Source organism: Variovorax sucrosi (assembly GCF_051216635.1).
Taxonomy (GTDB): domain Bacteria; phylum Pseudomonadota; class Gammaproteobacteria; order Burkholderiales; family Burkholderiaceae_C; genus Variovorax.
This window is the reverse complement of sequence record NZ_JBPJZU010000001.1, coordinates 199,432-221,334: the sequence shown is the minus strand read 5'-3', so window position 1 is coordinate 221,334 and position 21,903 is coordinate 199,432. Positions and strand designations below refer to the sequence as shown.

24 protein-coding genes are annotated in these 21,903 nt (G+C 69.6%); 9 read left to right on the top strand and 15 right to left on the bottom strand.

Annotated elements, in window-relative coordinates:
• Positions 1–41: 41 nt before the first annotated feature.
• Genes ACSFBE_RS00985 through dapF form a run of 5 tightly spaced genes read right to left on the bottom strand, consistent with a single transcriptional unit; the run spans position 42 to position 4,419 of the window.
• Positions 42–1,244, bottom strand: coding sequence for a class I SAM-dependent rRNA methyltransferase (locus ACSFBE_RS00985; RefSeq protein ID WP_435488498.1), 1,203 nt, complete (start codon positions 1,242–1,244; stop codon positions 42–44).
• Positions 1,241–2,239: a tyrosine recombinase XerC gene (locus tag ACSFBE_RS00980; protein WP_435488497.1), complete on the bottom strand. Its 999-nt coding sequence runs from the start codon at positions 2,237–2,239 to the stop codon at positions 1,241–1,243. The genes ACSFBE_RS00985 and ACSFBE_RS00980 overlap by 4 nt, the downstream gene beginning before the upstream one ends.
• Positions 2,226–2,855, bottom strand: a complete 630-nt coding sequence (locus ACSFBE_RS00975; RefSeq protein WP_435488496.1) for a YdcF family protein — start codon at positions 2,853–2,855, stop codon at positions 2,226–2,228. Before ACSFBE_RS00975 ends, ACSFBE_RS00980 begins: the two co-directional genes overlap by 14 nt.
• Positions 2,852–3,547 (bottom strand): DUF484 family protein, encoded by a 696-nt coding sequence (locus ACSFBE_RS00970; RefSeq protein WP_435488495.1) that lies wholly within the window; start codon positions 3,545–3,547, stop codon positions 2,852–2,854. Before ACSFBE_RS00970 ends, ACSFBE_RS00975 begins: the two co-directional genes overlap by 4 nt.
• On the bottom strand, positions 3,544–4,419 hold the full coding sequence (gene dapF, locus ACSFBE_RS00965) for a diaminopimelate epimerase (protein ID WP_435488494.1): 876 nt from the start codon (positions 4,417–4,419) through the stop codon (positions 3,544–3,546). The genes ACSFBE_RS00970 and dapF overlap by 4 nt, the downstream gene beginning before the upstream one ends.
• 172 nt (positions 4,420–4,591) lie before the next feature.
• On the opposite strand from dapF, the gene ACSFBE_RS00960 reads away from it, so the two are divergent.
• On the top strand, positions 4,592–4,909 hold the full coding sequence (locus tag ACSFBE_RS00960; RefSeq protein WP_435488493.1) for a hypothetical protein: 318 nt from the start codon (positions 4,592–4,594) through the stop codon (positions 4,907–4,909).
• Positions 4,910–4,918: 9 nt separating this feature from the next.
• On the opposite strand, the gene ACSFBE_RS00955 is transcribed toward ACSFBE_RS00960, so the two are convergent.
• Entirely contained in the window at positions 4,919–5,806 is an 888-nt protein-coding gene (locus ACSFBE_RS00955; protein WP_435488492.1) for a LysR substrate-binding domain-containing protein, read from the bottom strand.
• 100 nt (positions 5,807–5,906) lie between these two features.
• Here ACSFBE_RS00955 and ACSFBE_RS00950 point away from each other — a divergent pair, with 100 nt between their 5' ends.
• The 3 genes from ACSFBE_RS00950 (at position 5,907) to ACSFBE_RS00940 (ending at position 8,700) form a co-directional block, all read left to right on the top strand.
• Entirely contained in the window at positions 5,907–7,109 is a 1,203-nt protein-coding gene (locus tag ACSFBE_RS00950; RefSeq protein WP_435488491.1) for an MFS transporter, read from the top strand.
• 25 nt (positions 7,110–7,134) lie between these two features.
• On the top strand, positions 7,135–7,947 hold the full coding sequence (dkgB, locus tag ACSFBE_RS00945; protein ID WP_435488490.1) for a 2,5-didehydrogluconate reductase DkgB: 813 nt from the start codon (positions 7,135–7,137) through the stop codon (positions 7,945–7,947).
• A gap of 234 nt (positions 7,948–8,181) precedes the next feature.
• Positions 8,182–8,700: a Dps family protein gene (locus ACSFBE_RS00940; RefSeq protein WP_435488489.1), complete on the top strand. Its 519-nt coding sequence runs from the start codon at positions 8,182–8,184 to the stop codon at positions 8,698–8,700.
• Positions 8,701–8,740: 40 nt separating this feature from the next.
• On the opposite strand, the gene ACSFBE_RS00935 is transcribed toward ACSFBE_RS00940, so the two are convergent.
• From ACSFBE_RS00935 to ACSFBE_RS00925, 3 genes are all read right to left on the bottom strand, one after another.
• Positions 8,741–9,058, bottom strand: a complete 318-nt coding sequence (locus ACSFBE_RS00935; RefSeq protein ID WP_435488488.1) for a hypothetical protein — start codon at positions 9,056–9,058, stop codon at positions 8,741–8,743.
• Positions 9,059–9,197: 139 nt separating this feature from the next.
• Positions 9,198–11,282, bottom strand: a complete 2,085-nt coding sequence (locus ACSFBE_RS00930) for an ATP-binding protein (protein WP_435488487.1) — start codon at positions 11,280–11,282, stop codon at positions 9,198–9,200.
• A gap of 1 nt (position 11,283) precedes the next feature.
• Positions 11,284–11,646 (bottom strand): response regulator transcription factor, encoded by a 363-nt coding sequence (locus ACSFBE_RS00925; protein ID WP_435488486.1) that lies wholly within the window; start codon positions 11,644–11,646, stop codon positions 11,284–11,286.
• 163 nt (positions 11,647–11,809) lie between these two features.
• Between ACSFBE_RS00925 and ACSFBE_RS00920 the strand changes: the two genes are divergently transcribed.
• The 3 genes from ACSFBE_RS00920 to ACSFBE_RS00910 all read left to right on the top strand — a co-directional run bounded on the left by ACSFBE_RS00920 (position 11,810) and on the right by ACSFBE_RS00910 (position 14,466).
• Positions 11,810–12,541, top strand: coding sequence for a response regulator (locus ACSFBE_RS00920; protein ID WP_435488485.1), 732 nt, complete (start codon positions 11,810–11,812; stop codon positions 12,539–12,541).
• Positions 12,542–12,617: 76 nt separating this feature from the next.
• Complete coding sequence (locus ACSFBE_RS00915) at positions 12,618–13,523, top strand: helix-turn-helix domain-containing protein (RefSeq protein WP_435488484.1); 906 nt, start codon at positions 12,618–12,620, stop codon at positions 13,521–13,523.
• Positions 13,524–13,659: 136 nt separating this feature from the next.
• Positions 13,660–14,466, top strand: coding sequence for a class I SAM-dependent methyltransferase (locus ACSFBE_RS00910; RefSeq protein WP_435488483.1), 807 nt, complete (start codon positions 13,660–13,662; stop codon positions 14,464–14,466).
• A gap of 41 nt (positions 14,467–14,507) precedes the next feature.
• Here ACSFBE_RS00910 and ACSFBE_RS00905 read toward each other — a convergent pair whose 3' ends face one another.
• The gene (locus ACSFBE_RS00905; protein ID WP_435488482.1) at positions 14,508–15,410 is read right to left on the bottom strand and encodes a LysR family transcriptional regulator; all 903 of its coding nucleotides are present in this window, start codon (positions 15,408–15,410) and stop codon (positions 14,508–14,510) included.
• A 196-nt stretch (positions 15,411–15,606) separates the two neighbouring features.
• On the opposite strand from ACSFBE_RS00905, the gene ACSFBE_RS00900 reads away from it, so the two are divergent.
• A complete protein-coding gene (locus ACSFBE_RS00900) occupies positions 15,607–16,326 on the top strand; it encodes a pirin family protein (RefSeq protein ID WP_435488481.1) in 720 nt (239 codons plus the stop codon).
• Positions 16,327–16,341: 15 nt separating this feature from the next.
• Positions 16,342–16,653 carry a GNAT family N-acetyltransferase gene (locus tag ACSFBE_RS00895; protein WP_435488480.1) on the top strand — a complete coding sequence of 104 codons (312 nt, stop codon included), beginning with the start codon at positions 16,342–16,344 and terminating at the stop codon, positions 16,651–16,653.
• A gap of 4 nt (positions 16,654–16,657) precedes the next feature.
• Here ACSFBE_RS00895 and ACSFBE_RS00890 read toward each other — a convergent pair whose 3' ends face one another.
• The 5 genes from ACSFBE_RS00890 to ACSFBE_RS00870 are packed head-to-tail and all read right to left on the bottom strand — an operon-like array spanning position 16,658 to position 21,903.
• Positions 16,658–17,659, bottom strand: a complete 1,002-nt coding sequence (locus ACSFBE_RS00890) for an SLAC1 anion channel family protein (protein WP_435488479.1) — start codon at positions 17,657–17,659, stop codon at positions 16,658–16,660.
• Entirely contained in the window at positions 17,656–19,296 is a 1,641-nt protein-coding gene (locus ACSFBE_RS00885) for an MFS transporter (RefSeq protein WP_435488478.1), read from the bottom strand. Before ACSFBE_RS00885 ends, ACSFBE_RS00890 begins: the two co-directional genes overlap by 4 nt.
• Positions 19,286–19,693 (bottom strand): DoxX family protein, encoded by a 408-nt coding sequence (locus ACSFBE_RS00880; protein WP_435488477.1) that lies wholly within the window; start codon positions 19,691–19,693, stop codon positions 19,286–19,288. Before ACSFBE_RS00880 ends, ACSFBE_RS00885 begins: the two co-directional genes overlap by 11 nt.
• A 2-nt stretch (positions 19,694–19,695) precedes the next feature.
• Positions 19,696–21,585: an amidohydrolase gene (locus tag ACSFBE_RS00875; protein WP_435488476.1), complete on the bottom strand. Its 1,890-nt coding sequence runs from the start codon at positions 21,583–21,585 to the stop codon at positions 19,696–19,698.
• A gap of 15 nt (positions 21,586–21,600) precedes the next feature.
• Complete coding sequence (locus ACSFBE_RS00870; RefSeq protein WP_435488475.1) at positions 21,601–21,903, bottom strand: XapX domain-containing protein; 303 nt, start codon at positions 21,901–21,903, stop codon at positions 21,601–21,603.

Here is a 21,903-nt window from a genome sequence, read left to right as displayed (position 1 = left end):
TTAGCGACGCGGCACCACAGGCGCCGCGGCAGGGTCAAAGGCTACTTGCGCACCACCACCAGGCCTTTCAAGTACTCCCCTTCGGGAAACTCGATGGTCATCGGATGGTCGGGCGCGGCGCCCAGACGTTCGCTGATGTAACCGTCCACGCCGGCGTCCAGCCCGGCCGAGGCCACGATCTTGTGGAACAGGTCGGCACCGATGCCGCCCGAGCACGAGAAGGTCAGCAGCACGCCGCCCGGCTCGAGCAGCTTCAGCGCCAGCCGGTTGATGTCCTTGTAGGCCCGCGCGGCGCGCTCGGCATGCGCCACGGTGGGCGCGAACTTGGGTGGGTCGAGCACGATGGCATCGAAGCTGCGGCCTTCCTCGATGAAGCGGCGCAACGAGGCATTCACGTCGGCATCGAGGAACTGCGCGTTCGCGCCTTCGAAGCCGTTGAGCGCCAGGTTGGTGCGGGCGCGCTCCAAGGCCGGCAGCGACGAGTCGATCGAAGTCAGCTCGGCACCGTCGATCGCATCGGCCGCTTTCAGCCCGGCCAGCGCCGCCACGGTGAAGCCGCCTGTGTAGCAGAAGCAGTTGAGCAGGCGGCGGAACCGCCGATGCTTCGCGATCTCGGCGAAGCGCTGCCGGCTGTCGCGCTGGTCGAGGTAGAAGCCGGTCTTGTGGCCGGTCGCGACGTCGAGCGACAGCCGCCAGTCGTGCTCGCGGATCACCTGCTCGGTGGCGCCCTCCCCGCGCAGCCAGCCGGTGACGGGCTTCAGCCCTTCACGCTCACGGCCGCTCGCATCGGAACGCTCGTACAGCTTGGTCAGGCCCGTGGCCGCCAATAGTGCATCGGCCAGCACGTCCTTCCAGCGTTCGACGCCGGCGGAGCCGAACTGCACGACCAATGTGTCGCCATAGCGGTCGACGATCAGGCCCGGCAGTCCGTCGGCCTCGCCGTGCACGAGGCGGATGCCGTCGCTCTGCAGATCGAAGAAGCGGCGAGCGCCGACGGCGCGGGCGCACAGCGACGTCAAGAACGCAGCGTCGATGCGCTGCGTCTCGACGAAGCTCCAGGCGCGTGCGCGGATCTGCGAACTCGGGCTGAACGCCGCCCACGCGAGGAATTGGCCGTCGTGCGACTCCACCCGCACCGTTTCGCCGGGATCGGCACCACCCCGTGCGATGGCGGATTCGAAGACCCACGGGTGGCGGCGCAGCAGCGACTTTTCCTTGCCGGGCTTGAGACGGAGTGTTTTCATTGGTCGTTGTCTTTGGCCTTGGCCCGCGGATGCGCGGCATCGTAGGCCTTGGCCAGGTGCTGGAAATCCAGCCGCGTGTAGACCTGCGTGGTCGTGATGTTGGCGTGGCCGAGCAGTTCCTGCACCGCGCGCAGGTCGCTGCTCGATTGCAGCACATGGCTGGCGAAGGAATGGCGCAGCATGTGTGGATGCACCGCCGCCGGCAGCCCGGCCTTCAGGCTGCGCGCCTTGACGCGCTGCCAGACCGACTGCGCCGAGAAGCGCGTGCCGTTGCGGCCGATGAAGAGCGCCGCGGCGCTGGCCGGGTCGCGCAGCGTCGCCGCCGGCAGCGACGCACAATGGTCGCGCAGCGCGAGCCAGGCCTGCAGCGCCTCCAGGGCCTTGCGACCGACCGGCACGCTGCGCCGCTTGCTGCCCTTGCCCAGCACCTGCGCCTCGCCGGCGTCGAGGTCGACCCAGCCGCGCGCGTCCTTGCCCGCATGCACGTCGAGCCCGACCAGCTCGCTCACGCGCAGGCCGCAGCCGTACAGCAGCTCGACGATGGCGCGGTCGCGCGCCTCGGTCCACGGGTCCGCGTCAGGGTCGTGCAATTCGGCCAGCTGCACCGCATCGTCGACGGGCAAGGCCTTGGGTAGCGGGCGGCCGGCCTTCGGGGCGCGCACGTCCTGCACCGGGTTGAGCGGCACCAGCCGCTGCTGGCCGAGCCACCGATAGAAGCTGCGCCAGCACGACAGCACCAGCGCGATGCCGCGCGGCTCGCGCCCGGCGCTGTGCATCTGCGCCATCCAGCGGCGCACGTGGGCGGCGGTGACACGGTCGACCGGCAGACGCGCCTCGGCCATCTTCGCGACCAGCGCCTGCAGGTGCTCGGCATAGATGTCGAGGGTGCGCTCGGCCAGCCGGCGCTCGACGCGCGCGTGCTCGAGGTAACGCTCGATCAGCGCCTCGGCGGCAGGGGCGCTCACGCCCGCCGCGGTGTCCTCAGAAGTAGCCATGGACGGCATTGTTGACGATGGCCAGCGGTTCGCGCAGCGCGCCGCGAAAGCGCATGCCCCAGCGGCGCCAGCAGGCGGTCGGCGCGGCCGCGTATTGCACGTCGAAGGCGCGGTCGAAACCGCTGGCGCGCGCCAGCCGCTCGACCCGCCACAGGTGGTAGGGCTCCGACACGACGATCACCCGCGTCACGCCGACCTCGCGCAACAGCGGCAGGGACATCGCCAGGTTCTCGCGGGTCGAATTCGACAGGCTTTCGCGCAGCACCGGGCCGCTGTAGCCGATGGCGCGTGCATGCACATCCATCACCTGCGATTCGATGCGGCCGTCCTCGTGGTCGACGCCGCCCGACATGAGCAGGCGCGGCACCAGCCCGGCCCGCGCCATCGCGACCGCGGCGTCGACGCGGCCGGTGAGGCAGGGGTTGGGCGCGCCCTGCCGGTAGGCGCGGTTGCCCAGCACCAGAGCAGCGTCGGCCGGCCGCGGCGTGGCGGCGAGCAAGGCCTCGGCCCGCTGCCAGATCGTGAACGCGATGCCTGCGTAAAGCGCTGCGCCCAGGGCGGCGGCGCCACCCAGGAGCCGCAGCGCCGTTCGCAGCCGCCACCGTGCAGGGCTCAAGGCCGCAGGCGGGAGAGCGCGGCCGACGCGAGTTCGGCGATGCGTTCGAGAAAGTCGGTGCCCATGTCGGCGTTGAAGCGCTGCGCATCGGGCGACGCCAGCACCAGCAGCCCGAAGGCCGGCGCCTCGGGCTCGGCACGCAGCGGGATCAGCGCGATCGACACCGCCGCGCGCGCATCCTCGAGCCAGGCGGTGGGCTCGAGCCCGGCGTTCAGCCCGCAGTACGGCGCGGTGAGCGAGGTGGCGAAAGCCTTGATGTCATCGCTGACCCACTGCGCATAGGGCTCGTCCCAGTAGGCCTTCTCGCAGTCCCAGACCTTGATGGCGATCTGCGGCACCATGAAGAGCGACTGCAGTTCGCCGGCGATCTGCGGCGGCAGGCCGCGCGGGTCGCGGGTGGTGAGCAGGCCACGGGTCCAGCGCTGCAGCCGGTCGGCCGTCACCGCGTTTTCGGTGCCGTGGCGCACCATGTCCATCACCCGGTGCTCCAGCGCCTTGATCTTCTCGCGCAGCATCTCGGCCTGGCGCTCCTGCAGGCTCACCGCCCGGTTGCCGTGCGGGCTGGTCAATTGCACCTGCGCCAGCAACTGCGCATGGCGTTCGAAGAAGTCCGGCGTGTTCGCCAGGTAGTCGGCGATGTCGTCTTCGGTGATCGGGTTCATGGCGGCGTTGTTGTTGTTGGGCATGGTCATAGTTCGTCTGGAATGTCGATTTCGCCTTCGAAGACGGTGATGGCGGGGCCGGTCATGTGCACCGGCTGGCCCATGCCATGCCATTCGATGGTGAGGATGCCGCCGCGCGTCTCGACGTCGACACGGGGGTCGAGCCGCCCGAGGCGGATGCCCGCCACCACCGCGGCGCAGGCACCGGTCCCGCAGGCCAGCGTCTCCCCGGCACCGCGCTCGTACACCCGCAGCCGCACATGGCTGCGGTCGACGATCTGCAGGAAGCCGGCGTTCACCCGCTGCGGAAAGCGCGGATGGTGTTCGATCAGCGGGCCCTGCTCGGCCACCCGTGCCGTCTCGATGTCGTCGACGATCTGCACCGCATGCGGGTTGCCCATCGACAGGATGGCGAAGGGCACGATCGCGCCTTCGGCCTTCGTCGACAGCGCCAGGTGCCAGGTCTCCCAGTCGCCATCGGGCTGCGGGTCGAGCCCGGCGGCGTCGAAGGGCACGCGCGCCGGTTCGAAGATCGGTGCGCCCATGTCGACCGTCACGCGGCCGTCCGGCGCGACGCGCGGCTCGATCACGCCCGACAGCGTCTGCACCCGCACCGCGTCCTTCGCCGTCAGGCCGTGTTCACGCACGAAGCGCAGGAAGCAGCGCGCGCCGTTGCCGCACTGCTCCACCTCGCCGCCGTCGGCGTTGTGGATCAGGTACTGGAAGTCGATGTCCGCCGTCGGCGGTGGCCGCACCGACAGGATCTGGTCAGCGCCGACACCGAAATGGCGGTCGGCGAGGAACTGGTACTGCGCGCGGGACAGCCCGAGCGGCGCGCGCGTCTCGTCGAGCACGACGAAGTCGTTGCCGGCGCCCTGCATCTTGGTAAAGCGGATTCGCATCGACGGATTATCGGTGGCACGCGACACCCGCGCGCACGACCGGCCGAAGCGGCCCGTGCGTCGGACAATGCTGATCCCGATTGTTCGCGAATGACGACCCCGCCCGGGGTCCCTCGACACCTAGACTGCCGCGACGCTCCAGTTTGGGGGCGTGCGCAACGAGGACGACGAATTGGCTGAATGGTTACCGTGGTTTCCGGCCTGGGCATGGATCGCCATGGCGCTTGGCGTGCTGTGCCTCGCCCTGCTGGTGATGCGCATGCGCCGTCCCCGCGAGTCGCCGGTGGTGGCGCTGGTACGCCGTCGGCGCGAGCTGATGTCGCAACTTCAGCAACTCGCCGGCGAAGAGACCACCGAGCTGATGCGCCAGGAGTCGCGCCGCCTGCATGCCGGCACCAACACCGTCGAGGTGCTCGAAGCCGCGCTCGAACGGGCAGAACGCATGACGGCGAGCGGTGAACTCGGCCCCCACAAGAAGAGCAAGGCCTGAGTCAGCGGCTCAGCTGCCGAGCCGAGCCGCGAGAAAATCCAGAAAGCACGCGATGCGCGCCGCCAGCTGCGTGTTGCGGTAGTACACCGCATTGATCGGCTGCCGCACGTCGACCGTGTCCTTCGCCAGCAGTTGCACCAGGTCGCCCCGTGTGCGGTCGCCGGCCGTCATGAAATCCGACAGGCAGACGATGCCCGCGCCTTCCAGCGCCAATTGGCGCAGCGTCTCACCGCTCGAGGCCTGGATGTCCGGCGCAATCTGCCACTCGTCGCCGTGCGTGCCGCGCAGCGGCCAGCGGTTGAGCGACTCCGGCTGCGTGAAGCCGAGCAGCGCGTGCTGGGCCAGCGCCGCCACGCGCTTCGGCCGGCCGTGTTCCGCCAGGTAGGCCGGGCTGGCCAGCACGCGGATGCGGCTGGTGCCCAGCGGGCGCGCGTGCAGCGTGGAATCGCGCAGCGCACCGATTCGGATCGCGATGTCGGTGCGGCGCTCCAGCAGATCGATGTTGAGCTCGTCGGTGTCGAGTTCCAGCGTGATCTGCGGATAGGCGCGGCGGAACTCGGGCACCAGCGGTACCACGGCATGCAGCATGAAGGGCGTGGCCGCGTTCACACGCAACCGGCCGGCGGGCTTCTGGCGGCGTGCGGTCATCTGCTCCTCGGCCTCGTCGATGGCGCCCAGGATGGCCCGGCTGTGCGCGAGGAAGGCGGCGCCCTCCTCGGTCAGCGCGATGCGGCGCGTGGTTCGCCGCAGCAGCGTGGTGTCGAGCTTCTTCTCGAGCCGGCCCAGCGCGCGGCTCACGCCCGACACGGTCTGGCCCAGTTGCACGGCGGCAGCGGTGATCGAGCCGGCGCCGGCCACGGCAGTGAAAGCCTGCAGTTCTTCGAGGGTGGTCTTCATCACTGTTGATTCTGAATCAACAGTCTTTGGCGAACTACGGGGTTTTTCTGCAAAGGCGATCGGCCGACACTCCGTGGCAATGCTTCAACGGAGTGCTTCCATGCCCATTGCCCTTCTGGCGCTGACCCTCAGCGCCTTCGCCATCGGCACGACCGAGTTCGTGATCGTCGGCCTGCTTCCCACCGTCGCGGCCGACCTCGGCATCGGCCTGCCGTCGGCCGGCCTGCTGGTCAGCCTGTATGCGCTGGGCGTCGCCGTCGGCGCGCCGGTGCTCACCGCCCTGACCGGCAAGGTGCCGCGCAAGGCGCTGCTGCTCGGCCTGATGGCGCTCTTCACCGCCGGCAACCTGCTGGCCTGGCAGGCGCCCAGCTACGAAACACTGGTGGCGGCGCGCATCCTCACCGGCCTGGCGCATGGCGTGTTCTTCTCGATCGGCTCGACCATCGCCACCGGCCTGGTGCCCAAGGAAAAGGCGGCGAGCGCCATCGCGATCATGTTCACGGGCCTCACGGTGGCGCTGGTCACCGGCGTGCCGCTGGGCACCTTCATCGGCCAGCATTTCGGCTGGCGCGAGACCTTCCTCGCCGTGTCGGCACTGGGCGTGATCGCCTTCGTCGGCAGCTGGATCTTCGTGCCGACCGACATCCGCCACAGCGCGCCGGCCTCGCTGGTGCAACAGGCCCAGGTGCTGGCCGAGCCGCGCCTCCTGCTGGTGTACGCCAAGACGGCCATCGGCTACGGCGGATCGTTCATCCCCTTCACCTTTCTCGCGCCGATCCTCACCGACGTGTCGGGCTTCAGCGCCGGCGCGGTGGGCTGGGTGATGCTGGTGTACGGCGTGTCGGTCGCGGCCGGCAACATCTGGGGCGGCAAGCTGGCGGACCGGCTGGGGCCGATCCCGGCGCTGAAGATCATCTTCGCGCTGCTCGCCGCGGTGCTGCTGGTGCTCCAGTTCACCGCGCCGCACAAGTGGCTCGCGTTGGCCACCGTGCTGGCCTGGGGCGCGGTCGCCTTCGGCAATGTGCCCGGCCTGCAGGTCTACGTGGTGAAGCAGGCCGAACGCTTCACGCCCCAAGCGGTCGACGTGGCCTCGGGCCTGAACATTGCGGCCTTCAACCTCGGCATCGCCGGCGCGGCCTGGGCCGGTGGGCTGATCGTCACGCACCTGGGGCTGATGCACACGCCGTGGATCGGTGCGCTGGTGGTGCTGGTCTCGCTGTGCATCACGCAATGGTCCGGCGTGCTGGACAAGCGCAACGGCATTCCCGTACGCACCGATGGCCCGATGCCGGTCGGCCACTGATCACTTCGCAAAGGACAACGACACCATGAACACGAACACCATCCCCGCCTTCGGCCTCGGCACCTTCCGCCTGAAAGACCAGGTCGTCATCGACTCGGTCAGCACCGGCCTCGAACTGGGCTACCGCCTCGTCGACACGGCGCAGATCTACGGCAACGAAGCCGAAGTCGGCCAAGCCATCGCCGAGAGCGGCGTGCCGCGCGACGCGCTCTTCATCACCACCAAGATCTGGACCGCGAACTGCGCGAAGGACAAGCTGACGCCCAGCCTGAAGGACAGCCTGCAGAAGCTGCGCACCGACCACGCCGACCTGACGCTGATTCACTGGCCGTCGCCGAAGAACGAAGTGCCGGTCGCCGAGTTCATGGGCGCGCTGGCCGAGGCCAAGGCACAGGGGCTGACGACGAAGATCGGCATCTCCAACTTCAACATCGCGTTGATGAAGGAAGCCATCGCGGCGGTAGGCGCGGAGAACATCGCGACGAACCAGATCGAGCTCTCGCCCTACCTGCAAAACCGCAAGGTGGTCGACTTCGCGAAGCGCCAGGGCATTCACATCACCTCGTACATGACGCTGGCCTACGGCAAGGCGCTGAAGGACCCGGTGATCGAGGCCATCGCGCAAGCGCACCGCGCCACGCCGGCCCAGGTGGTGCTGGCCTGGGCGATGCAACTGGGCTACGCCGTGATCCCTTCGTCGACGAAGCGCGAGAACCTGGCGAGCAATCGGCTGGCGCAACAGCTGAAGCTCGACGACGCGGACATGGCGCGGATCGCCGCGCTCGACCGCAACGAGCGCCTCACCAGCCCCGAAGGCCTGGCGCCGGCCTGGGATTGAACGACGGGCCCCCGATGTCGGCCGGCATCGGCATCACGACCGGCCCTGTGCGGGAGGGGGGCGCGCGCCACCGGCCATGTCCGTTGCGCGCTGACATATTTCAGTTGAAGCATGGCGGACAAACGGGGCAATCCCCCTGAAACAGCGGCCTGAGACATTGGCGCGTCTGCATCGATGCACCTTCGTACCGATGCGGCCCCCGACGCCAACACGCCGCATTCATCCAGGAGTCCCATGACCGACCTCGCCGCCGCCAAAAAACATCGCCTCGCACCGCTGACCACGCCGACCCCGCTCGGTGCGGACGCCACCCGCGACATCTCCGCCGAACTCAATGCCCTGCTGGCCGACACCTTCGCGCTGTATTTCAAGACCAAGAATTTCCACTGGCACATGTCGGGCCCGTCCTTCCGCGACTACCACCTGCTGCTCGACGAGCAGTCCGACCAGATCTTCGCCACCGTCGACCCGATCGCCGAGCGCGTGCGCAAGCTGGGCGGCACCACGCTGCGCTCCAGCGGCCATGCGGTGCGCCTGCAGCGCCTGAGCGACAACGACGCCGACTTCGTCACGCCGTCGGACATGCTGGCCGAGCTGAGCCAGGACAACCAGCGCATCGCCGCCTTCATGCGCGAGACGCACGCGCTGTGCGACCGCTACGGCGACGTCGCCACCGCCAGCCTGCTGGAAGTGTGGATCGACGAATCCGAGCGCCGCACCTGGTTCCTGTTCGAAGCCGGCCGGCAGAGCTGAAGCCGGGGCAGGCGGCCCGCCACGGCGCCGCGACAAACGCTCAACGCTGAAGCGTTTCTGCCTCTTTCGCCAGGGCCACGGCCTGCGCCAGCTCGGCCAGTGACAACGGCCCCTGCAGATCGACCTGGCCGGCGCGCACGCTCTCCAACGCGTCCTGCGCGGCGGGGCCGCTCAGCCAGGCGAATGCCGAGGTGATCGTCCCCCCACCGAACTTGGCGCGCAGCGCCTTCGCGGCAGCACGGCTCACTTCGGCAAAAGCGGCCTGGTTCGGCGCTGCGGAGGCCGCCCGCACCAGCAGGCAGAAGGCCTCGAGCTTGTCGGCCTCCACGCGCAATCGGCGATCCCGTCCGGCGCTCATCGGGGCACCTCGCGGCGAGAGTCTGCAAGCAAGTGGGAAAGGCGGGCGTCGAGTGGCATGGGCGTGCTTCTTGGTAGCCCGCGATTGTCCGCTCGATCCGCCCGCGGCCGCCCTCGATCCAACGACTCAGCCGAGCGCCTCAACCCAGCGCCTCGGCCAGGCGGGTGGCCAGCTCGTGCAGCGCGAGGGGCTTGCGCAGCACCGTGTGCACGCCGGCGGCCCGGGCGCGCTCGAGCATGGCCTTGTCGACCTTGCCGCTCATGAGGATCACCGGCAGCGCCGGCCGCCGCACCCGCAACCGGCGCGCCAGCTCGGTGCCGGGCATGCCGGGCAGCATCTCGTCGCTGAGCAGCGCATCGAAGCGGTCGGGGTCGGCCTCGAAGGCGGCCAGCGCCCGCTCGGCGGACGCGAAGCCGACCGGCTCGTAGCCCAGGCCGGCCAGCGTCTCCTCCGCCAGCTCGACCAGGGAGGGCTCGTCGTCGACCACCATCACCACCTCGCCGCTGCCGCTCGGCCACGCGACGACGCTCGCCGCCGCGGGCAATGCGCAGTCGCCGCACACCGGCAGCCAGACGGACAGCTGCGTGCCTTCGCCGGGTTCCGACGCGACGTCGATGGCGCCGCCCAGGTCGGCCACGATGCCGTGCACCACCGCCAGGCCGAGCCCGGTGCCCTCGCCCTGCTTCTTGGTGGTGAAGAAGGGTTCGAAGATGCGCTGCAGCAGCTCGGGCGGGATGCCGGTGCCGGTGTCCCGGACCTCCAGGCAGACATGCGGGCCGGTGGCCAGCTCGGTGTGCAGCAGCACGCGCGGTGCCGTCACCTCGGCCCGATACAGCCGGACCGACACCGTGCCGGCACCCTCGATCGCCTGGACCGCGTTGGTGCAGATGTTCATCGCCACCTGGAACAGCTGGGTGGCGTCGCCCAGCACCGCGGCGTCGCCGGCGTCCAGCTGCGCCTGCAGGTCGACGCCGGCCGGCAGGGTGGACGCGAGCAGGGCGATCACCTCCTCCATCAGCGTCTGCACATGCACCGGCGCCCGGTCGGCGACGCCGCTGCGGCTGAAGTCGAGGATGCGCCGCACCAGCAGCCGTGCCCGCGCCCCGCCCTGCATGACGCGGTCGATGTGGCGCCGCAGCGCGCTGCCGGGCTCGGCCTGCTGCTGGGCCAGTTCGCCGAAGCCGAGGATCGCGCCGAGGATGTTGTTGAAGTCGTGCGCGATGCCGCCAGCCAGCGTACCCAGCGCCTCCAGCCGCTGCGTCTGCTGCAGCCGCGCCTCGAGCCGGCGCCGGTCACGCTCGGCCTCGGCGTCGCGCCGCAGCTGCCGCAGCAGCGCGACGATGGTCAGGTCGACCAGCAGGCACACGACCCCCGTGCGGATGGCGGCGCTCCACATCTCGTCGTACCAGGGGCGCAGCGCCTCGCCCTCGTCGCGCGTGATGGCGAGCACCAGCGGCAGGCTGCCCACGCCGACGGCCGCGATGAGCTTGGGACGGTGGTCGGCCGGGCTGACCGCACGGTCGATGCGCGCGCCGCCCTTGAGCGCCGACAGCTCCGGGTAGCGGGTGCCCGGTGCGTCGGCCGGCTGGCGCACGACCACGCTGCCGTCGTCCTGGGCCAGCACCAGCGAACTGCTCTCACCCAGCTCGATGGCCGAATACGCGCTCTGCAGCGCCTGCAGCGTGACGATGGCGGTCACCACGCCGTCGAAGCTGCCGTCGGGCCGGCTCAGGCGGCGCGAGATCACGACCGCCGGCCGCCGCTCGGTGCGCGTGACGATCGGCTCGTTGATGACCAGGCCGCCGGTGTCGGTGTCGCGTTGCTTGAGGAAGTACGGCCGGTCGGAGACGTCGGCCAGCGGCTCGCCGGTGGGGCGCGAGCGGAAGCGCTGCATGCCGGCCGCATCGACGATGGTCAGCACGCTCACCTGCGGCACGCCCACCGCGCGCGAATTCAGCGCGGCGCTGACGGCATCCGGGTCGGCGCGCCAGAGGAAAGCCTCGTACCAGCTCGCCGTGTCGCGCAGCAGCAGGTCGACCGACTGCAAGTTGCGGTCGGCTTCGCCGGCCAGTGCGGTCGCCAGGTTGCCGAGTTCGCGCTCGTTGACCGCCATCACCTGCTGGTGCAGCCGCCAGCCGTCGTACGCGGCCGAGCCGATGAACGCGGCGATCAGCAGCAGGCCGCCAGCGATGACGCGCTCGCGCAGGTGGGCGGAAGGACGCATGTCAGCGGGCAGCGGCCAGGGCGTCGGCCACGGCCGCGAGCAGCTCGCTGGCGGTGCAGGGCTTGGCCAGCAAGGCGGCCACGCCCAGCGCCTGCGCCCGGTCCGAACTGCCCGGCAGGCTGCGCCGGAGTTGCGCCGACAGGCCGATGACCCGGGCACCGGGGTAGCGCTCGCGCAGCGTTCGCACCTGCAGCGCGTCGCCCGCACGCACCTTCGGGACATCGGCGATGACCAGGTCCACATCGGCCACCGGCACAGCGGTGCCGGGCCTCGGCACCTCGACGCGGTAGCCCGCCTGTGTCAGCCACTCGGCGATCAGAGCCTGCATGGCGATGTCTTCCTCGATCAGCACGACTGTCAGCATTGAACCCACCCACGACATGCGCACGGCATGGAGTTGCCGCCGCTTCGGATGCGATTGGCGCACGGCCCGATGCCGGGCTGATTTCGCCCCACGCGGCCGTGTTTCAGATGAAATAGGGGGCAGTTGCTGCACGCGACAAATTTACATTACGCTCCCGGCGCATATGGTCAACCGCCCCCACATCCTGGTCGTCGACGACGACGACGCCATCCGAGAACTGGTCGGCAGCTACCTGACCGAGAACGAGTTCCGCGTGAGCGGCGCCGCCTCCGGCGCGGAGATGACGCAGCTGCTGCAGGCGCATGTGATCGACCTGGTGCTGCTCGACCTGCGCCTCGATGGCGAAGACGGCATGCAGCTGGCGCGCCAGCTGCGCGAAGGCGGCGAGATCCCGGTGATCATCCTCACCGGCCGTCTCGAGGAGGCCGACCGGGTGATGGGTCTGGAGATGGCGGCCGACGACTACGTCACCAAACCCTTCAGCAACCGCGAGATGCTCGCCCGCATCCGCGCCGTGCTGCGGCGCTACCGGAAGCACGGCGAGGCAGTCGCCGCCGCGAACGACCCGCAGCGCCGCGCCTACCGCTTCGACGGCTGGGAACTGAACCTGCTGGCCCGCCGGCTGACCGCCCCCGACGGCCGCCGCGTCGAGCTGAGCAACGGCGAATTCAATCTGCTGCAGGCCCTGTGCGAAGCCCCGCAGCGCGTGCTCTCGCGCGATCGGCTGCTGGAGCTGTCGCGCCTGCACGGCGCCGAGGTGTATGACCGCTCCATCGACGTGCAGATCCTGCGGCTGCGCCGCAAGATCGAGGGCGACCCGTCGTCCCCGCGTTTCATCCAGACCGAGCGCGGCGCCGGTTACGTGTTCAACACGCCCGTCGACGTGCTGAGCTGAGCGGCGGCCACTTGCCCCACCCGGCAAAAGGGTCGACCCCGCCTGCCTAAGATGCCGGTCCTTCCACCGACCGCCCATGCCCGCCCTCGCCGCCACACCCAACCGCTTCGCCCGCCAGCTCGCGCAGCAGTACGGCCTGGACGAAGTGGCCGCCTCGCGCGCCGGCACGCAGCCGCTGGACATGGCGCGCATGCAGTACGCGCAGCCGCACCTCTTCGTGCTGCCGCCGCTGCCGGCCGACGAGGCCTTCGTCGTCAGCGTCGAGCTGTCGCGCGCCGGCAGCCGCCGCTTCTTCCAGCAAGGCGGAGAGATGCACCTGGGGCTGCTGGAGGCCGGCACGGTGCACATCGCCGACCTCGCAACCCGCCCGTCGGCCTACGTCTGCAGCCCGTTCCATTCGGTGCTGTTCCGCATCACGCGTGCGGCGCTGGACGAATTCGCGCAGGACGCCGGCGTGGCCCCGGTCGGCGCGCTGCGCTGCACGCCCGGCACCGCCGACCCGGTGCTCGCGCATCTCGCCGCCGCCCTGCTGCCTTCGCTGCAGCGGCCGTCGGAGGCCAGCGCGCTGTTCCTCGACCAGATGGCGCTCGCCCTGTACGCCCACGTCGCCCATGCCTATGGCGGCTCGGCGCCCCGGGCGGGCACGGCGGCGGGCCTGGCGCCCTGGCAGGAACGCCGCGCGCGGGAACTGCTCGGTGCCGATCTGGCCCACGAGCTGTCGCTGGCCGAGATCGCCACCGCGTGCGGGCTGTCGCGCAGCCACTTCGGCAAGGCCTTCAAGACGACCACCGGCCTGACGCCGCATGCCTGGCGCACGGCACGGCGCATCGAGGCCGCGCAGCAGATGCTGCTCGACGATGCCGCCTCGCTGCCCGAAGTGGCGATCGCCTGCGGCTTCGCGGACCAGAGCCACCTTACGCGCGTGTTCGGTGCGCGGGTGGGCAGTCCGCCGGCACGCTGGCGCCACATGCGGCGGGGCTAGCGCGATCCCGGGGCGGCCTCGGAACGCGCTCTCCACATGCTGCCTGCTCTGCGCGCGCAGGGCGGCTTGCCTTTGATGGGGCGAGGACTACAGTGCGTGGTGGCCCGCGCAACGCGCGAGCAGCACGGAGGTCGACATGAACCAGGACCCGTTCGCAGAGCTGAAGCAACGACAGCGCGAGATGTGGGCGTCGTTCGCACCGACGGCGATGTTCACCACCCCGGTGGCGGGGCACCTCGTGAAGTTCGCGCAGATCGGTCCGGGCGACACCGTGCTCGACGTCGGCACCGGGACCGGCGTCGTCGCCCTCACGGCCGCGCGCGCCGGCGCGCAGGTCAAGGCGCTGGACCTGACGCCGGAACTCCTCGAACAGGCGCGTGAAAACGCGCGCATCGCGCAGCGAGACGACATCACCTGGACCGAGGGCGACGCTGAACAGCTGCCCTATTCCGACGCGTCCTTCGACGTCGTGCTGAGTCAGTTCGGCCACATGTTCGCGCCGCGGCCCGACGTGGCCATCGCGGAGATGCGCCGCGTGCTCAAGCCCGACGGACGGATCGCCTTCGCCACCTGGCCGCCCGAGCATGTCGTGGGCCGGATGTTCATCTTCGTCGGTCGCCATTCGCCGCCACCGCCCGCCGGCGCGTCACCGCCGGCGCAGTGGGGCGACCCCACGGTGATCGCGGAGCGCCTGGGCACACGCTTCGACGCGCCCTTTTTCGAGCGCGGCACCATGTCTTTTCCGGCGCTCAGCGGCGCGCACTACCGTCTCTTCATGGAACGCTCCATCGGCCCGATGCAAAAGCTCGTTGAGCGACATGCCGCCGAGCCCGCGAAGCTCGACATGCTGCGCGCCGAATTCGACGCGATGGTCGCGCCGTACTACATCGACAACGTCGTGCGTCAGGACTACCTGCTGACGCGCGCGCAGGCACGGGGCTGAGTGCACCGGCGGCAGCGCGCTCAGTCGACTGCACAGGACGCTCAGCCCGGCAGGATGCCCGGCACCAGTTCCCGTTGCAGCCGCGCCCGCCACCACTTGAGCGCCTCGCCCATGGCCGTAGGCTTCCACGCCAGCCAGAAGGTTTCTTCCGGCCGTGATTCGTCACAGGCCAGCTCGACCAGCGTACCGCGCGCCAGCGCCTCGCGCACGCAGTCGCGCGGCAGGAAGCCGTGGCCGAGCCCGTCGATCTGGCAGGCGATCTTGGCAGCCATCGACGGCACCGTGAGCCGGCGCTGGCCCGGCAGCAGGCCGATGGTGCGGTCGGACAGGGCGCGGGCACCGTCGCCCACCACCACCGCCGTGTGCGCCAGCAGGTCGGCGCGCGTGAGGGGCCGGCGCAGCATGGCCAGCGGATGCGTGGGCGCCACGCAGAAGACGAAGGACAGGCTGCCCACGGCCACCGCCTTGTAGCCGCCGCCGGCCGGCCCGTCGCTGGCGGCGACGATGAGGTCGGCGCGGCCATCGCGCAGCGCTTCCCAGGTGCCGGTCATGGTGTCGCAGCCGATGCGCAGCCGCGTGCCGCAGTTCAGGTCCTCGAAGGCGCGGATGTCGTGGTTGAAGGCGCTGGTGGGAATGAGCGAGTCGTGCACCAGCCGCAGCTCCGACTCGAAGCCGGTGGCGATCTGCCGCATGCGCGATTCGAGCTCGCCGGCGGCGGCGATGAGCCAGCGGCCTTCCTTGAGCATCTCCTGGCCGGCCGGCGTGAGCGTGACGCGCGGGCCCTGCCGGGTGAAGAGCGCCAGGCCCAACTGCTCCTCCAGCTTGCCGATGGCATAGGAGATCGTCGAGGGCACCTTGTGCAGCCGCTCGGAGGCGGCCGCGAAGGAGCCGTGGCGGGCGATGGCATCGACCAATTCGATGGCTTCGAGGGTGAGCTTCAGCATCGGGCTGCCTTCCAATTAATCATCGAAAACATCGATCGTTCGAGCATAAACGTTTCAGCATGAAGAGGGCCTCTGCGGCCGATACTTTCTCCACGCCACGAACTTTTCCTCTCAGTCATGCCAACAAGCCGGACGGAGACAGCGCAGAAGCCATCGTGAATTTCATCGACAGACAGACGAGAAAAAGGACCGCATCATGCTCGAACTTCGCAAGGCCGACCAACGCGGCGTCGCCAACCACGGCTGGCTCCGCTCCCGCCACACCTTCTCCTTCGGCCACTACCACGACCCCAAGCAGCAAGGCTTTTCCGACCTGCTGGTCATCAACGACGACCGGGTCGACCCGGCGCAGGGCTTCGGCACCCATCCGCACCGCGACATGGAGATCTTTTCGTACGTGCTCGACGGCGCGCTGGCGCACCAGGACTCGATGGGCACTGGCTCGGTCATCCGGCCGGGTGACGTGCAGATGATGAGCGCCGGCACCGGCGTGCGCCACAGCGAGTTCAACCACTCGAAGACCGACGGCGTGCACTTCCTGCAGATCTGGATCGTGCCGGCGCTGAAGGGCGCCGCGCCGCGCTACCAGCAGGTGCACTTCAGCGAAGCCGAGAAGCGCGGCAAGCTGCGCCTCATCGCCTCGCCCGAAGGCAGCGACGGATCGCTCGGCGTGCACCAGGACATGCGGATGTACGCCGGCCTCTTCGACGGCGCCGAGAGCACGACGCTCGATGTCGGCCCCGACCGCTACGCTTACGTGCACGTGGCGCGTGGCAGCATCGAGGTCAATGGCGAGAAGCTGAGCGAAGGCGATGGCGTCCGTATCCGCGACGAGCGCCAGCTGCGCTTCGCCAAGGGCGAGCAGGCCGAGGTGCTGGTGTTCGACCTGCGGCCGCGCGAGCGGCCATCGATGTAATCAAGAGGCACAACGATGCAAGACCCGACCGTGGGCGTGCAAGACCACCCCGAGAACAGCCGCTTCGAGATCACGATCGACGGCCACCGCGCCGTCGCCATCTACGACCTGGCGCCGGGTGTGATCACCTTCCTCCACACGCTGGTGCCGGAAGAACTCCAGGGCCGCGGCCTTGCCAGAGAACTGGTGCTGGCGGGCTTGGCCTCCGCGCGCGAACGCGGGCTGGCGGTCGTCCCCAAGTGCCCGGTGTTCGCCGCGTACATGCGCAAGCATGTGGAGACGCAGGATCTGCTGTCGCCGGAAGGGCGGACGCTGCTGGGCCTGTGAGGGCTCAGTCCTCGTTGAACGCCGCGCCGCTCGCCATGTGCAGGGCCGTGCGCACGCCGATCCACACGACCACCCCCGTGGCGACCGTCAGCGCGCACAGCGCGATGGCCGCCGTGTGGCGGCCCGGCCGCGCCTGGTAGTAGGCCAGGGTGGCGCCGGCCCAGCCGTCGGCCGGGAAGGTCATCGCCCACCAGCTCATGAAGAAGGCGCCGTGCGCCGCATGATGGATCAGCGTCGCGAGCAGGATGGCGATGAAGAGCGCCAGGCAATAGAAGATGTCACCCATCGCACCCGCGTGCCCGCCGGTGAAGGCCAGGTACGACGACAGGCCGATGGACGGCGGCGCCAGCAGGATGAACAGCGTGGGCATGCTGCGCTGGCTCATGGCGGGCACGAACAGCACGCGGTGCAGCACGATGGTGAAGAAGGCTAGCCACAGGATCAGGCCGACCGAGAAGAAGAACCAGCTGATCTCGACATAGCCCAGCGGCACGCCGCCGATGGGGATCAGGATGTTGCCCACCACCGGAATGAACCAGGCCGGGGTCATCACGCCTTCGTCCTGCGCATGCAGGATCCAGCGGCGGATGAGCGTGACGGCCAGCACGAAGTGCAGCACCGCGCCGAACCACCACAGCCCTTCGGCCCAGCCGTGCGCATACGGGCGCAGGCCGATCGACAGCACCACGGCGGCCACCGAGACGGTGGGGAAGAAGCTGGATCGCACCGGGTGCGCGAACTCCTCCCGCACGGCCGTTGAATGCAGCGCCAGCTTCAGCCCATGCGCGATGCCCAGCACGATGAAGATCGCCACGGCAAGGCCCAGCAGCACTTCGCTGATCAGCACCGGGACACCGAAGGCGCGATGCGCCAGCGCCCAGGCGTTGGCCAGCCCGCCGACGCCCATCACCATGCCGAACATCGCGACCGACAGGCGTGCCAGCAAGGGCTGTTCGGGTGCGGCCTGGCGCTCGTTCGGCGGCGCCAGGGTCGAGGCATCGCTCATGACGGCTCCTCCGCCGCCGGCGCACCCTGGGCCGCGGCGCGCGCATGCTTCATGTCCAGCGCGAGGAAGTGGTGCACCACCGGCTGGCCCGGGCCGATGTGGAAGCGGATGGCCTCGTTCTGCAGGTCGGCATCGGCGTTCGACACGCGCTGGTGCTGGCGCAGGTGCTCCGCCCACGATTCGACCAGGAACCACTCCATCAGGCACTCGCGGTCGTTCGTGTGCTCGGTGATGCCCCAGGCATAGGCGCCGTCGCGGCGGCGTTCCAGCGACAGCTTCTCGAGCGCCTGCAGGAAGGCCGGCTGGTCTGCCGGGCGGATGCGGTATTCGATCTGCACCATGACCGGCCCGCGGTCGTGCGCCACCGGCGCGCTGAGCAAGGGCTCGGGCCAATGGTTCGACGCCTGCAGGTCGGCCTCGCCGGTCGGCAACCGGACCCGGTGAAAAACGAAGGCCACCACCGCCAGCCCCGCAGCGCCGATGAGCAGTGTGGCGGGCAGGCCGATCTCCTGCGCGATCAGGCCCCAGCCGAGGCTGCCGCCCGCCATCGCGCCGTTGAAGACAGTCAGGTAGATCGCCAGGCCGCGGCCGCGCACCCAGTTCGGCAGCACCGCCTGCGCCACGCCGTTGAGCGTGGTGAGCGCAATGATCCAGCCCACGCCCAGCAGCAGCATGAGCAGCACCGCGACCCCCTTTGGCGGCGCGAAGGCCAGCGAACACATCACGACCGCCGAGATGAGCGAGGCCGCCAGCACCAGACCGTCGGCATCGAGCTTGGCGCGGATCTTCGGCAGCAGCACCGCGCCCAGGATGGCGCCGGCACCGACAGCCCCCAGCATCACGCCGTAGAAGCCGGCGGTGCCGCTGAGCATCTGGCGCGTCACCAGCGGCAGCAGCGCCCACACCGAACTGGCGAACAGGAAGAACACCGCAGCGCGCAGCAGCACCACGTGCAGTTCGCGGCTGGCGCGGGCATAGCGCAGGCCGGCGCGGAAGGCGCCAAAAAACTGCTCCGACAGGCCGGTGTCGACCGCGGCCGGGCGCTTCCACCACAGCAGCGCCGCGATGACGAAGACATAGCTCAGCACATCGGCACCGTAGGCGAAGGACGCCCCGAAGCTCGCGAGCAGCAGGCCGCCGGCGGCCGGGCCGATGGCACGGGCGATGTTGATCCCCAGCGAGTTCAACGCCACCGCGTTCTTGAGGTCGGACCGCGGCACCAGTTCCGGCACGATCGACTGCCAGGTCGGCCCCATCAGCGCGGCGCCGATGCCGCCGACAAAAGTCAGCGCGACCAGGTACTCGACCGTCAGCGTGTTGGTGCGCGCCAGCACCAGCAGCGTGCCGCTCACGCAGGCCAGCATGATCTGGATGAAGATCAGGAAGCGCCGGCGGTCGAGGATGTCCGACAGCACGCCCGCAGGAATCGCAAGCAGGAAGATCGGCAGCGTGGCCGCGGTCTGGATCAGCGCGACGGCCGTCGGGCTGGCCGACAGTTCGGTCACCATCCAGGAACTGGCCACGTCGCGCATGAAGCTGCCGACGTTGCCCAGTACCGTGGCTGCCCACAGCACGGCGAAGATGGGCTGGCGCAGCGGCGCGAAGCTGCCTTGGGATTTGTTTTTCTCAGCGCTCATCGCGCGCTCGCAAGTCGTGCCAGGCCACCAGCAGGAAGCCCCCGACCAAGCCCCAGTGCTCGAAGAACGAGTTGGCCACCATGAAGCGCTCGGGCATCGCCATCTCCCAGAAGCGGTTGGCCACGAAGGTCGCCATCAGCGTGAAGCCCGCGAGGCCCAATGCGCCCAGCCAGCGGTAGAAGCCGGTGAGGATCATCAGCGCCGCACCGAACTCGAGCACGATGACCACCGCGGCCATCGGCCCGGCGGGTGCGATGCCGAAGTGGTTCATCTCGGCGATGGCCGACGGGAAGTCGGTCGCCTTGTTGAAGCCGCCCTGCAGGTAGGCGGCGCAGAGGAAGAGCAGCGCGAGCCAATGGACGGCGCGCGCGGTGAAGAGGCGGCGGATCGCGGCCATCCTCAGACGGCCCAGCAGGCGCAGCCGAGTGCGCCCCAGAAGCTCTTGAGGTCGGCAATGGGCAGCTGGCTGCTCCACGCCGTCGCATGCTGATGCCCGTGCACGTTGCAGTCGTTGGCGCAGGCGCAATCGGCGGCCATGCGGCGCATCGCGGCCTGCATCGGCTTGCCTTCCTTGTCGCCCCATCCGCCATAGCCGCCGAAACTGCGCACCGGCGACCAGTCCGGCATGGCCGGCGGTGGTGCGCCGTCGTCGTGCGCCTGGAACGGGCCGGCGGCGTACACCACCTTGCCGCCGACCATGGTCAGCAGCGCGGTGGTGTCGGCGATCTCGGACTCGGGGCAGGCGAAGAAGTCGCGGTCGGGCACCACCAGGTCGGCCAGCTGGCCGGCCTCGATCCGGCCCTTCTTGCCGATCTCGTTGGAGAACCAGGTGACGTTCTCGGTCCACATGCGCAGGGCAGCGTCGCGGTCGAGGCAGTTGCGCTGCGGCGTCAGTTGCAGCCCGCCAACGGTCTTGCCGGTGACCAGCCACGACAGCGAGACCCACGGGTTGTACGACGCGACGCGCGTGGCGTCGGTGCCGGCGGATACCTTCACGCCCTTCTCCAGCATGCGCTTGACCGGTGGCGTCGCCTCGGCCGCCGCAGCGCCGTAGCGCTCCACGAAGTACTCGCCCTGGTAGGCCATGCGGTGCTGCACCGCGATGCCGCCGCCCAGCGCCGCGATGCGGTCGATGGACTTCTCGGAGATCGTCTCGCAGTGGTCGAAGAACCAGTTGAGGCCCGCCAGCGGCGTGTCGCGGTTCACCTTCTCGAAGACATCGAGCGAGCGCTCGATGGTCTCGTCGTAGGTGGCGTGCATGCGCCACGGCCACTTGTTCTGCACGAGCACGCGCACGACTTCTTCCAGGTCGTCTTCCATCTCGGGCGCCATGTCGGGCCGCGGCTGGCGGAAGTCCTCGAAGTCGGCCGCCGAGAACACCAGCATCTCGCCCGCGCCGTTGTGGCGGAAGTAGTCGTCGCCCTGCTTGTACTTGGACGTGGCGGTCCAGTTCAGGAAGTCTTCCTTCTCCTGCTTGGGCTTCTGCGTGAACAGGTTGTAGGCCAGGCGGATGGTCAGCTGGCCGGCGTCGGCCAGCTGCTGGATCACCTGGTAGTCCTCGGGGAAGTTCTGGAAGCCGCCGCCCGCGTCGATGGCGCCGGTCACGCCCAGGCGGTTCAGCTCGCGCATGAAGTGGCGCGTGGAGTTGATCTGGTATTCGAAGGGCAGTTTCGGGCCCTTGGCCAGCGTCGCGTACAGGATGCTCGCGTTGGGCTTGGCCAGCAGCAGGCCGCTGGGGTTGCCGGCGGCATCGCGCACGATCTCGCCGCCGGGCGGCGCAGGCGTGTCCTTGGTGTAGCCCACGGCGCGCAGTGCGGCGCCGTTAAGCAGCGCCCGGTCGTACAGGTGCAGCAGGAAGACCGGCGTGTCGGGTGCCACGGCATTGAGCTCGGCGATGTTTGGCAGGCGCTTCTCGACGAACTGGTGTTCGGTGAAGCCGCCCACCACGCGCACCCACTGCGGTGCCGGCGTGATCGCGACCTGGCGCTGGAGCATGGCCATGGCGTCGGCCAGGCTGCGCACGCCGTCCCAGCGCAGTTCGAGGTTGAAGTTGAGACCGCCGCGAATGATGTGCAGGTGGTTGTCGATCAGGCCGGGCAGCACGGCGCGGCCTTGCAGATCGATCACGCGGGTGACGTCGCGCGCGAGCGGCAGGATGTCTTCGTCACGCCCCACGTGGGTGAAACGCCCGCCGCGGATGGCGACGGCCGTGGCCGTGGGGTTGGCACGGTCCAGCGTGGTGAAGCGGCCGTGGTGCAGGATGAGTTCGGGGGGTTGGGCGTCGACCATGTCGGGTTCCTTGGATCAGGACGTGCGGCCACGGGTCGCGGTGCCGTCGGCGCTGTCGGTGGCGGCCACATCGGCCGGCTTGGCGCACTGCGGCAGCTCGCCGAACATGTGCGGCTTGACCTGCTGGTGCAGCCAGGAGCTGGTGGTGGGCGTGCTGTCGAACAGGCGCCTGACCAGCGGCGGCAACTGCTCGCCGGCCAGGATGCCCAGCAGTCCGACCAGCGCGATGATCGGCGGCGCCGGCGAGCGCACGCTGAAGAGCGCGTAGATGACGCCGACCAGCACACCCAGTGCGAGAGAAACGATGTACGGCTTCAT